The 11,608-nt window shown below is 71.8% G+C and carries 8 protein-coding genes; 4 read left to right on the top strand and 4 right to left on the bottom strand.

Annotated features, from left to right (window positions below; all coding sequences use genetic code 11):
* Nucleotides 1-100 precede the first annotated feature (100 nt).
* Nucleotides 101-1,171: an ADP-ribosylglycohydrolase family protein gene (locus tag KMS84_RS35315; RefSeq protein ID WP_285894357.1), complete on the top strand. Its 1,071-nt coding sequence runs from the start codon at nt 101-103 to the stop codon at nt 1,169-1,171.
* Nucleotides 1,172-1,181: 10 nt separating this feature from the next.
* Here KMS84_RS35315 and KMS84_RS35310 read toward each other — a convergent pair whose 3' ends face one another.
* Nucleotides 1,182-1,829, bottom strand: a complete 648-nt coding sequence (locus KMS84_RS35310) for a TetR/AcrR family transcriptional regulator (protein WP_256920620.1) — start codon at nt 1,827-1,829, stop codon at nt 1,182-1,184.
* A 169-nt stretch (nt 1,830-1,998) separates the two neighbouring features.
* On the opposite strand from KMS84_RS35310, the gene KMS84_RS35305 reads away from it, so the two are divergent.
* Complete coding sequence (locus KMS84_RS35305; RefSeq protein WP_256920619.1) at nt 1,999-2,916, top strand: ABC transporter permease; 918 nt, start codon at nt 1,999-2,001, stop codon at nt 2,914-2,916.
* Nucleotides 2,909-3,760 (top strand): ABC transporter ATP-binding protein, encoded by an 852-nt coding sequence (locus tag KMS84_RS35300; RefSeq protein ID WP_438819024.1) that lies wholly within the window; start codon nt 2,909-2,911, stop codon nt 3,758-3,760. The genes KMS84_RS35305 and KMS84_RS35300 overlap by 8 nt, the downstream gene beginning before the upstream one ends.
* A 113-nt stretch (nt 3,761-3,873) precedes the next feature.
* Here KMS84_RS35300 and KMS84_RS35295 read toward each other — a convergent pair whose 3' ends face one another.
* Nucleotides 3,874-8,820, bottom strand: a complete 4,947-nt coding sequence (locus KMS84_RS35295; protein ID WP_256920618.1) for an NAD-glutamate dehydrogenase — start codon at nt 8,818-8,820, stop codon at nt 3,874-3,876.
* A gap of 762 nt (nt 8,821-9,582) precedes the next feature.
* Between KMS84_RS35295 and KMS84_RS35290 the strand changes: the two genes are divergently transcribed.
* Nucleotides 9,583-10,149: a DJ-1/PfpI family protein gene (locus KMS84_RS35290; RefSeq protein WP_256920617.1), complete on the top strand. Its 567-nt coding sequence runs from the start codon at nt 9,583-9,585 to the stop codon at nt 10,147-10,149.
* Between the two features lie 64 nt (nt 10,150-10,213).
* Here KMS84_RS35290 and KMS84_RS35285 read toward each other — a convergent pair whose 3' ends face one another.
* Together KMS84_RS35285 and KMS84_RS35280 are read right to left on the bottom strand one after the other, a co-directional pair.
* Nucleotides 10,214-10,885: an HAD family hydrolase gene (locus tag KMS84_RS35285; protein WP_256920616.1), complete on the bottom strand. Its 672-nt coding sequence runs from the start codon at nt 10,883-10,885 to the stop codon at nt 10,214-10,216.
* Nucleotides 10,886-10,955: 70 nt separating this feature from the next.
* A complete protein-coding gene (locus tag KMS84_RS35280) occupies nt 10,956-11,471 on the bottom strand; it encodes a DUF6912 family protein (protein ID WP_256920615.1) in 516 nt (171 codons plus the stop codon).
* Nucleotides 11,472-11,608: the final 137 nt, after the last annotated feature.

Genomic DNA, 11,608 nt, shown 5'->3' with positions numbered 1-11,608 from the left:
CCCCCCGAACCCCGGCCCCCCTGTGAGACGAGGGGCCCATCGCCACCGGGCCCCTGCGTATCCCCAGCGCCCTGCGACGAGGGCCTCGTAGGCTGCCCGGATGACCGACCCCGCGGACGCCGCCGACCACGCCGTCACCCGCCCCGTCCCCCGTTCCGGCGCACGCCCTGCCGGCCGGAGCGCCGCCCGGGCGGACGGTCCGATACCGATCGCCGACCGGGCCGTCGGGTGCGTGGTGGGCTCCGCCGTCGGGGACGCGCTGGGCGCGCCGTTCGAGTTCGGGCCGCAGGGCGCCTTCTCGGCGCGCTTCCCGCGTGCCGGACACGGGGCAGAGATGTGCGGGGGCGGCGGCTGGGACCCGGGAGAGGCGACCGACGACACGCAGATGGCCGTCCTCGTCGGGGAGTCCCTGCTGGCGTGCGGCGGGCTGCTGCCGGCGGACGTCTTCCGGCGGTTCCGGCGCTGGGCCGCCGCCGACCCCAAGGACATCGGATTGCAGACGGAAGCGGTCCTGACCAGTGGAGACCCGTGGGACAGCGCAGCGGCGCTGCACTTCCAGACCAGCCAACGGGCCGCGGGGAACGGCTCCTTGATGAGAGCGGCGACCTCCGCCGTGTACTTCGCGTCCCACGGCCGTGCCGCCACCATGGACGCGGCCCGCCGGCTCGCCGCCCTCACCCACGGGGACCGCGCCGCCTGGGAGGGCACGGCCGTCTTCCACGAGCTGGTACGCACCGCCCTCACGGGCGCCGACCCGCTGGCCGCGATCGGGGAGACGCTCGAGGAGGTCCACCCCGGCCACCGCGAGCGCTACGCCGCCGTACTCGCCCCCGACTGGCACCCGGACCTGGCCACCGAGTTCAACGGCGCCGTCTGGCCCTGTCTCGGGTCCGCCGTCTGGGCGTTGCGCACGACGTCCTGCTTCGAGGACGCGGTGCGGGCCGCCGTCGACCTCGGCGGCGACACCGACACCGTCGCGGCGGTGACGGGCGGGCTGGCCGGGGCCGTCCACGGGATCGACGGCGTTCCCGAGCGATGGACGGCGGCGCTCCACTCACCGCTGCCGGGACACGGCGACCGCGTGCTCCGCCTGCCCGAACTCGTCGCGCTGGCAGGGGAGCTGCACGACGAGGGGGCCGGTTCTGCCCACCCCCCGGGTGACGGCCCGTGACGTCCGCCCCCTACAGCGCCCTGATCGCCGCCGTCGTGGCGCGGGCCAGGTCGGCCAGGTAGCCCTTGGGCAGCTTCGGGGCGCGGATCACCACCGAACGCCAGTAGAGCGGGCCGGAGATCAGGTCGAGCGCCAGTTCCTCGTTCAGGCCCGCGCGGATCTCGCCGCGTTGCTCGGCCGCCGCGACGATCTTCAGGGCGACCCCCTCCTGCCCCTCCTTCAGCGCCTTCTGCAGGGCGTCGGCGATCTCGGGGTTGCGGGCCGCCTCGGCCTGGAGGTCGGGGATGATCTGCGAGGCCACCGGGTGGCGCAGCGCCCGTGAGGTCACCTCGTACAGCATGCGCAGGTCGCCCTCCAGACTGCCCGTCTCCGGGGCCGGCAGGCCCTGCACGGCGATCACCGAGACGATGTCGAGGACCAGGTGCAGCTTGGAGCGCCAGCGCCGGTAGACCGCGGTCTTGCCCACACCGGCGCGGCGGGCGATGCCCTCGATGGACATCCGCGCGTAGCCGACGGTCGCGAGCTCCTCGAAGACGGCGGCACGGATGGCTTCCGTCACATCCTCGCGGAGCACGGCCGCGCCCGCGGGGGCCCTGCGGCGCGGGCGCACCTGGGGTCCGTCGGCGTTCGTCGCGTCAGTCGTCATGCGAACCAGCATAGGGCGTTACGACGAAACGGTTGCGTCCCGACGTCAATTCGGCCTACTCTCACGTTGCGACGATACGGACCCGTTCCGACGTAAGAAAACGTGAAGAAAAGCGTAAGGAAACGTCGTGCGACGACGCGCCGGACGCCCGCGCCCCCTCCCCCGAGTGAAAGCAGCGGATGTGAGTCAGGTCCTCCACACACCGCCCCGTACCGAGGCCGCGCCCCACGGCGACCTCGCGGCCCTGGCGGCCCGGCACGGCCTCACGGTCAGCGGTGCCCGTCCTTCCCTGCCGGAGTACATCCGCCAGCTCTGGGCGCGCCGCCACTTCATCACCGCGTTCGCCACCGCCAAGCTCACCACGACCTACAGCCAGGCGAAGCTGGGCCAGGTCTGGCAGGTGATGACCCCGCTGCTGAACGCGGCGGTGTACTACTTCATCTTCGGCGTGCTGCTGAACACCAAGCGGGGCGTGGCCGACTTCATCCCGTTCCTGGTCACGGGCGTCTTCGTGTGGACGTTCACCCAGACCTCGATCATGACCGGCACCCGCGCCATCTCCGGCAACATCGGCCTGGTGCGCGCCCTGCACTTCCCCCGGGCGGCGCTGCCGATCTCGTTCTGCCTGCAACAGCTTCAGCAGCTGCTGTTCTCGATGGCCGCGCTGGTGTTCATCCTGCTCGCCGTCGGCGTGCCGCCGGCGCCGTCCTGGATCCTCGTACTCCCGGCCCTGACGCTGCAATTCGTCTTCAACGCCGGCGTCTCCATGATCATGGCGCGGCTCGGCGCCAAGACCCCGGACGTCGCCCAGCTGATGCCGTTCATCCTGCGCACCTGGATGTACATCTCCGGTGTGATGTGGAGCATCGACAACCTGATCAAGCAGCACCACGGCATGCCGCCCTGGCTCGCCGACGTGCTGCGGGCCAACCCGGCCGCCGTCTACATCGACCTGATGCGCTTCGCCCTGATCGACACCTTCCACGCGAGCCAGCTCCCTCCCCACGTATGGCTGGTCGCGACCGGCTGGGCGCTGCTCGCCGGCGTCGGCGGGTTCATCTACTTCTGGAAGGCTGAGGAGACGTACGGCCGTGGCTGACATCACCGACACCGCACCGAGCACCGCCCCCTTCGACGTCGCCGACGAGCGGTCCCCGACCGTCATCGCCGACAGCGTCGACATCGTCTACCGCGTCAACGGCACCGTGGGCGGCAAGGGCAGCGCGACGGCCGCCCTCAACCGCATCGTGCGCCGCAAGCAGGCCGAGAAGGCGTCGGGCGTGCGCACCGTGCACGCCGTCAAGAACGTCTCCTTCGTCGCCTACAAGGGCGAGGCGATCGGCCTCATCGGCACCAACGGCTCCGGCAAGTCCACGCTGCTCAAGGCCATCGCCGGCCTGCTGCCCGTGGAACGCGGCAAGATCTACACCGACGGCCAGCCCTCCCTCCTCGGCGTCAACGCGGCCCTGATGAGCGACCTGACCGGCGAGCGCAACGTCTACCTCGGCGGCCTGGCGATGGGCATGACGCGCGAGCAGATCAAGGAGCGCTACCAGGAGATCGTCGACTTCTCGGGCATCAACGAGAAGGGCGACTTCATCTCCCTGCCCATGCGCACCTACTCCTCCGGCATGGGCTCGCGGCTGCGCTTCTCCATCGCCGCCGCCAAGGACCACGACGTCCTGCTCATCGACGAGGCCCTGGCCACCGGCGACGCCAAGTTCCGCAACCGCTCCGCGGAACGCATCCGCGAGATGCGCGAGCACGCGGGAACCGTGTTCCTCGTCAGCCACAGCAACAGCTCGATCCTGGAGACCTGCGAGCGCGCCCTGTGGCTGGAGCGCGGCGAGCTGCGCATGGACGGCCCCGCCGAGGACGTCGTCAAGGCCTACGAGGCGTTCACCTCGGACCCCAAGGCCAAGAAGAAGCCCGCGGCCAAGTAGCCGCCCGGCCGCCAGGCCGCCCGGACGCGGCACGCATCAGCGGCGGGACGCGACAGGCATCGTGCGAGGGCCCCCGAGTCGACCGACTCGGGGGCCCCTGGCGTGCGCGCGGACTACGAGTGCGTGCGCAGCAGCGTGCGCATGGTCCGCATGGCCACCGACAGGTTGGCCAGGTCGAACGTCTCCGACGTCTGGATCTCCTCCAGCGTGGTGCGCGCCCGGCCCAGGATCGCCGCGTTGCGCTCCTCCCACGCCTTGAACCGCTGCTCGGGCGTCGAGGTCCCGTTGCCGACGGCCAGCACGTCCGCCGTCAGCGCGGCGTGCGCCGCGTACAGGTCCTCACGGATCGACGCGCGGGCCATGGACTGCCAGCGGTCGGCGCGCGGCAGCTCGATGATGCGGTCCATCAGCTGGGTGATGCGCAGCCGGTCGGCGAGGTCGTAGTAGACCTCGGCGACGTCCAGCGGGTCCTTGCCCATGCGGTCGGCCACCGAGACGATGTCCAGCGCCGGGAACGCGGAGGAGAACCCCGCCACCCGGGTGGCCAGCTCGTCCGGGACGCCCGCGGCGGTCAGCTCGTCGTAGATGCGCTGCCACCACTCCAGGTCCGCGCCCCGCATCAGCTTCGTCAGCTGCGACCACACCAGCTCGACGCGCTCGGCGAAGAACTCGACCGTCTCCGCCAGCTGAAGCGGCTGCGGCCGGTTGTTCAGCAGCCACCGCGTCCCGCGCTCGACGAGGCGCCGCGAGTGCAGCCGGATCCGGGTCTGCACCTCGGCCTCGACCTGGTTGTCGAGGTCCTCCACCGCGTCCCACACCGGCGCCGCGCGGAAGATCGCCCGGGCCGCGGTCTGCGCCCGCACGATCTCCTCCAGCGACGCGCCCGTCTCCTCGCGCAGCCGGTGCAGATACGTCGTACCGCCCGTGTTGACCGTGTCGTTGACCAGGACCGTCGTGGTGATCTCCCGGCGCAGCGGGTGGCTGTCGATGCTCTCGGGGAACCGCTCGCGCAGCGCCGTCGGGAAGTACGTGTGCAGCAGACCGCGCAGGTAGTCGTCGTCGGGCAGCGAGGTGTGCAGCAGCTCGTCCGACACCGTGATCTTCGTGTACGCCAGCAGGACGGCCGTCTCCGGGCTGGTCAGACCCTGGCCGGCGCTCAGCCGCTCCCGGATCTGCCGGTCGGTGGGCAGGAACTCCAGGGCGCGGTCCAGGTGCCCCTCGCGGGCCAGGTGGCGCATGAAGCGCTGCTGGGCGTGGAGCATGTCCTTGGACTGGGCGAGCGCGTTGGCGATCGCCGTGTTCTGCGCGTAGTTGTTGCGCAGCACCAGCGCGCCGACCTCGTCGGTCATCTCCGCGAGCAGCTTGTTGCGCTGCTTGACGGTCATGTCGCCCTCGGTCACCAGGCCGTTGAGCAGGATCTTGATGTTCACCTCGTGGTCGGAGGTGTCCACGCCCGCGCTGTTGTCGATGGCGTCGGTGTTGATCCTGCCGCCGAGCCGGGCGAACTCGATCCGGCCGAGCTGGGTCAGGCCCAGGTTGCCGCCCTCGCCGACGACCTTGACGCGCAGATCGGCGCCGTCCACCCGGATCGGGTCGTTGGCCTTGTCGCCGACGTCCGCGTTCGACTCCGCGGACGACTTCACGTACGTGCCGATGCCGCCGTTCCACAGCAGGTCCACCGGCGCCCGCAGGATCGCCTTCATCAGGTCGGCCGGGGTCAGCTTGTTGACGCCGGCCTCGATGCCCAGGGCCGCGCGGATGTGCGCGTTGACCGGGATCGCCTTGGCGGTGCGGGGGAAGATCCCGCCGCCGGCCGACAGCAGCGCGGTGTCGTAGTCGGCCCAGCTGGAGCGGGGCAGCTCGAACAGCCGGCGGCGCTCGGCGTAGGAGGTCGCCGCGTCCGGCTCGGGGTCGATGAAGATGTGCCGGTGGTCGAAGGCGGCCACCAGCCGGATGTGCTCGCTGAGCAGCATGCCGTTGCCGAACACGTCACCCGACATGTCGCCGATGCCGACGACCGTGAAGTCCTCGGCCTGCGTGTTCACGCCCAGCTCCTGGAAGTGCCGCTTCACCGACTCCCAGGCGCCGCGGGCGGTGATCCCCATGCCCTTGTGGTCGTAGCCGGCCGAGCCGCCGGACGCGAACGCGTCCCCGAGCCAGAAGTCGTAGGACTGGGCGACCTCGTTGGCGATGTCGGAGAACGTCGCGGTGCCCTTGTCGGCGGCGACCACCAGGTAGGTGTCGTCCTCGTCGTGGCGCACGACGTCCGCCGGCGGCACGACCTCCCCGCCGACCATGTTGTCGGTGATGTCGAGCAGCGCCGAGATGAACGTCCGGTAGCTGGCGATGCCCTCGGCCAGCCACGCGTCGCGGTCCACCGCCGGGTCGGGCAGCTGCTTGGCGACGAAGCCGCCCTTGGCGCCGACCGGCACGATGACGGTGTTCTTCACCATCTGCGCCTTGACCAGGCCGAGGACCTCGGTGCGGAAGTCCTCACGCCGGTCGGACCAGCGCAGACCACCGCGCGCGACCTTCCCGAACCGCAGGTGCACGCCCTCCACCTGCGGCGAGTACACCCAGATCTCGAACGCGGGCCGGGGCGCCGGCAGGTCGGGGATGGCCTGCGGGTCGAACTTCATCGACACGTAGTCGTGCGGGCTGCCGTCGGAGCGCCGCTGGAAGAAGTTCGTGCGCAGCGTCGCCTTGATGACCGTCAGGAACGAGCGCAGGATGCGGTCCTCGTCGAGCGAGGCCACCTGGTCGAGCGCGGCCTCGAGCTCCTCCAGCAGCGCGTCGACGATCTCGAGCCCGGCACGCTGCCGGTCCGGCGACATCCGCGCCTCGAACAGCGACACCAGCAGGCGCGTGGTGTGGACGTTCGTACGGAGGGTGTCCTCCATGTAGTCCTGGCTGAAGGTGGATCCGGCCTGCCGCAGGTACTTGGCGTACGCGCGCAGCACCGTCGCCTGCCGCCAGTCCAGCCCGGCGCCCAGCACCAGTGCGTTGAACCCGTCGTTCTCCGCCTTGCCGGTCCAGGTCGCGGAGAACGCCTCCTGGAACCGCTCGCGCCCGTCGTCGCCGAGGAAGTCGCCGCCGGGGCCGGCCAGCGCCTTGGGGATGCGCAGACCGAAGTCGTAGATCCAGGCGTGGGTGCGGTCCGAGCAGCGCAGCTCGTAGGGCCGCTCGTCGATCACCTCGACGCCGAGACGGTTGAGCACCGGCAGCACCGCCGACAGGGAGATCGCGTCGCCCTTGCGGTAGATCTTGAAGCGGCGCTCGCCGGGAGCGGCGCCGACCGGCTCGTACAGGCTCAGCGAGAAGCTCTGCTCCTCGCCCAGCCGCTCCACGTGGACCAGGTCGGAGACCGCGGCACGCGGGGTGTGGTCGGCCTTGTAGCCCTCGGGGAAGGCGTTGCCGTAGCGCCGGGCCAGCTCCGCGGCCCGCTCCTCGCCGAGTTCGGCGTTGAGCGCCTCGGAGAACGCGTCGGCCCAGGACCGCGCCGCCTCCACCAGGCGCGCCTCGATGCGCTCCTTGTCGGCGTCGGACAGCTCCGGCAGCTCGGTGCCCTGCGGGACGCGGACCACGAAGTGCAGCCGCGACAGGATCGACTCGGTGTTCCACGCGGTGAAGTCGACGCTCGTCCCGCCGAGCTCCTCCTTGAGGATCTCGATGATCCGCAGCCGCACGCCCGTGGTGTAGCGGTCGCGGGGCAGGTAGACGAGCGCGGAGTAGTAGCGCCCGTACTCGTCCTGCCGCAGGTAGAGCCGCAGCCGGCGCCGTTCCTGGAGGTACAGCACGCTGGTGACGATGGAGCGCAGCTCGTCCACCGGCGTCTGGAAGATCTCGTCGCGCGGGTAGGTCTCCATGATCTGGAGCAGGTCGCGCCCGTCGTGGCTGTTGGGCGAGAACCCGGCGCCCTTGAGCACGGCCTGGACCTTGCGCCGCACCACCGGCACCCGCGACACGGACTCGGTGTAGGCGGCGGAGGAGAACAGACCGAGGAACCGCCGCTCGCCGACGACGTTCCCGTCGGCGTCGAACTTCTTGACCCCGACGTAGTCCAGGTAGGAGGGCCGGTGCACGGTGGCCCGGCTGTTCGCCTTGGTCAGCACCAGCAGCTTGTGCTCGCGCGCCTTGGCACGGGCGTCGGCCGGGAGCCGCTCGAACGACGGGCTGACGGGGTGGTCGTCGCCGTCGGCGTGGTGCGGGTCGGAGCGCAGGATGCCGAGGCCGGTCCCGGGAACGGCGGCGAGGGAGTCGTCCCCGCGCAGCTGGTACTCCCGGTAGCCGAGGAAGGTGAAGTGGTCGGCGGCCAGCCAGCGCAGCAGCTCGCGGGCCTCGTCGACGTCGGGCTGCGCCAGGTCGCCGGGGACGGGCTCCTCGGGGAGGCCGTCGGCCACCCGCAGCGCCGTGTCCCGCATCTTCTCCCAGTCCTCGACGGCCTCCCGGACGTCGGACAGGACGCGCAGCAGGTCGCCGGTGATCTGCTTCAGGTCGGCGCGGTCGGTCTCCCGGTCGATCTCGACGTGGATCCAGGACTCGACGTGCCCGTCGTGCGGCAGCTCCACGGACGCGGGCGGAACGCTCAGCACCTCGATCAGCCGGCCCGCGACATCGCGCCGCACGACGACCTGCGGGTGGATGACGACGTGGATGCCCCGGCCCTGCCGGGTCAGCTCGTTGGTGACGGAGTCGACGAGGAACGGCATGTCGTCGGTGACCACCTCGACGACGGAGTGGCTGCACGTCCACCCGTTCTCCTCGACGGTGGGCGTGTGGACCCGCACGTTGGCGGTGCCCTGCGGACGGCTCTCGGCCAGCCGGTAGTGCGACAGCGCGGCCCCGAAGACGTCGACCGGGTCGCGGCCGCTCAGGTCCTCCGGCGCGGTGTGCAGGTAGTAGCGATGGAGGAACGCGAGGAGGGCTTCGTGGTCCGGGGTCCCCGGTGTGCCCTCGCCCGTCGTCCCAGTCGGTAGATGCCCCCCGACCGGGCTGTTCTCAGCGACCCGCGCCGCCCTTTCGAGCAGCTCGGCCTTGGCTTCGTCCAGCTTGGTCTGCATTGTCCTCTGACTCCTGTCGCGCGCCGTTGCGTGACGTAGAAGGAAGTACGGGCTCTTCCCCTGCGACTCGACGCCACGGCCCGGGATCTCCGGACTGCGTCGACGCTATGCCGCAAGGGGAGACGAGCGGGGGATTATCAGCCATTCTCGACACCACTCCGGGGTGTGACGCTGCTCTCCGCGTCGCCTGCTTCCGGGGTGTGCGCGCCGCCCCGGGGTCCCTTGCGACCCCGTCCCGCCCGCGCCGATCAGCGACCGCCGCCCGGTGGCGGAGATGGTCCGCACGCACCGGGCGCAGGGCAGGGGCGACAGTGCCCCCGCGAGATATCGCGCTGATCACGCCACCAGGCTATCGCTCCCCACCGGGCCGCCGTCATGAGCCGTATGTGTACAAAAGGAGGGTCGGAACTTTGACGTTCTGCACAGCTCCCGCGACCGCCCGGACGGCTATGGGACGCCGGAGGGCCGGGAGCCGTCCCGGAGGACGGGGGACGACGAGGGCGCAGGGCTCCCGGATCGCCCCGGAAGGCTGGCGCGTCGCCCCGGGACGGAACGGCTCGCGGGATGCCCCGGAGGGCTTGTGGGCCGCCCCGGGGAGGGCGACCGGGCGGCCGGCCGGGCCGGGGCGCGAGGGCGGCGACGGCGGGAAAAGTCGACGCCGGCCCCGGCCCGCGGGACGCTGGGAACGCCCCCCGCGGGCAGCCCCACCCGCCGGGAGGCCCGTCGGTCCGGCCGACGCCCGCCCGAGAGGAGCCGTCCACCATGCCCACGAAGATCCTCATCGTCACCGGCGACGCGGCGGAGTCCCTGGAGGTCCTCTACCCCTACCAGCGCCTGCGCGAGGAAGGCTACGAGGTGCACGTCGCCGCGCCCGCCCGCAAGCGGCTGCGGTTCGTGGTCCACGACGTCGAACCCGGCTTCGACACCTACACCGAGAAACCCGGGTACACCTGGCCCGCCGACCTCGCGTTCTGCGAGGTCGACCCCGGCGCGTACGCCGCCGTCGTCATCCCCGGCGGCCGCGCGCCCGAGTACCTGCGCAACGACCCCGAACTCCGCAAGATCCTGAAGTCGTTCTTCGACGCCGACAAGCCCGTCGCCCAGATCTGCCACGGCCCTTTGCTGACCGCCGCCGCCGACGCCCTGCACGGCAGGCGGGTCACCGCCCATCCGACGCTGGAGATCGACATGCAGTCGGCCGGGGCCACCTTCCAGGACGCCGAGGCGGTGGTCGACGGCGCTCTCGTCTCCGCGCGGGCCTGGCCCGACCATCCGGCCTGGATGCGCGCCTTCCTCGCGGTACTGCGCCTCAGAGCGCCGGCGACCTGAACCACCCCAGGCGGCACGGACCGGCCTCGCGCGACGTGCTCCGAAGCCCGCCGCCCGGTGCGCCTCACGCAGCCGCGGCGAGCCGTCCCGCGACCTCCACGGCCTCGTCCAGCGTGTCCACCACCGGCACGCCGACGCCCTCCAGGCTGGCCCGGCTGTGCGACCCGCCGGTGTAGAGCACGGCCCGCGCCCCGGCGTGCAGCGCGGCCACGGCGTCGTCGGCCGCGTCCCCGATCACGACGGTGCGCGCCGGCTCGACCCCGGCCAGCTCCCGCAGGTGGCGCACCATGTGCTCGGCCTTGCTGCCCCCGGAGGGGCCCGTCCGCCCGTCCACCCGGACGAAGTGCGGTTCGATGCCGAACCCGCGCACCAGCGGGACGAGTTCATCGTGCACGTACATGCTCAGCAGGGACTGGCTGTGCCCCGCCGACCGCCACCCCGCGAGCAGCTCCACCGCGCCCTCGGTCAGCCCGCACCGCACCCGGTGCTCGGCGTAGTACCGGTGGAAGACGCCGTCCATGAGCTCCCACTCGGCGTCCGTGGGCAGCCTGCCCATCAGCCGCTCGTAGAACTTCGGCACCGGCACGCAGTACAGCGCCCGGTACTGCTCGAGCGTGATCGGTGTCAGTCCCAGCTCGACGAAGGCCGCGTTCGTGGCCCCGACGATCGCTTCGTTGTCGTGGAACAGGGTCCCGTTCCAGTCCCAGACGATGTGCGCCGCTTCGTGCTTCCCCATACCTGCAAACGTACCCGCCCCCACCGACAGTCAAGTCGACGACCGCGACGGCCGTGCGCAGGGGGCGCTCTCAGTCGCCCGCGCCCAGCACGTTCCCGATCTCCTGCGGGGCGAACCAGAGCAGTTCGTGGTCCTCGGCTCCGTCCACGACGAACTGCGCGTCGTCGTCCCCGCCGTCCGCCGCCGCGAGGGCCTTCGCCGCCGCGGTGACGTCCGCCTCCGCGTCCCCGGCGTCGACGTGCACGGCGGCCGCCTTCGCCAGCCGCACGGCGCCCGTCACCCGCACCTCGCCCAGCGCCGCCGGGTCGAGTCCGCGGTCGGGGTCGACGGCGGCCAGGCGGTCGGGGACGTCCACGGCGACCACGACGCGCCGCCGCGGGGCTCCCGGGTCCGCCGCGAGGAGCCGCAGGGAGGCGAGCGCGGCCCTGCCGAGCGCCGCGTACTCCAGCTCCTCGATGTCGTCGGAGAGGTACCACTCGCGCAGCGCGGGAGTGACGGCGTACGCGACGAGCGGCTCGGCTCCCAGCTCACCCGTCTTGTGCGCCTCGGCGAGAGCGGGGAGGGTCAGGGGGACGTAGACGCGCATGGCGGGCCGCTCATTTCGTGGTCGGTGACTCGGACTCGGACTCTATGGCTCGGACCGGACGGCTCGGACTCGGGACCCGGGACGGGGCTCGGGACCCGGGACGGGGCTCGGGATGGAGCTCGGGGTGGGGCTTGGGG

Origin of the sequence: Streptomyces hilarionis (assembly GCF_024539675.1) — a bacterium.
Lineage (GTDB): Bacteria > Actinomycetota > Actinomycetes > Streptomycetales > Streptomycetaceae > Streptomyces > Streptomyces hilarionis.
This window is presented reverse-complemented; position numbering and strand designations above follow the sequence as displayed.

Excerpts from the sequence above, each read along its gene's own strand:
- KMS84_RS35315 (WP_285894357.1), top strand. The coding sequence starts at position 101 with ATGACCGACCCCGCGGACGCCGCCGACCACGCCGTCACCCGCCCCGTC.
- KMS84_RS35310 (WP_256920620.1), bottom strand. The coding sequence starts at position 1,829 with ATGCTGGTTCGCATGACGACTGACGCGACGAACGCCGACGGACCCCAG.
- KMS84_RS35295 (WP_256920618.1), bottom strand. The coding sequence starts at position 8,820 with ATGCAGACCAAGCTGGACGAAGCCAAGGCCGAGCTGCTCGAAAGGGCG.
- KMS84_RS35290 (WP_256920617.1), top strand. The coding sequence starts at position 9,583 with ATGCCCACGAAGATCCTCATCGTCACCGGCGACGCGGCGGAGTCCCTG.
- KMS84_RS35285 (WP_256920616.1), bottom strand. The coding sequence starts at position 10,885 with ATGGGGAAGCACGAAGCGGCGCACATCGTCTGGGACTGGAACGGGACC.
- KMS84_RS35280 (WP_256920615.1), bottom strand. The coding sequence starts at position 11,471 with ATGCGCGTCTACGTCCCCCTGACCCTCCCCGCTCTCGCCGAGGCGCAC.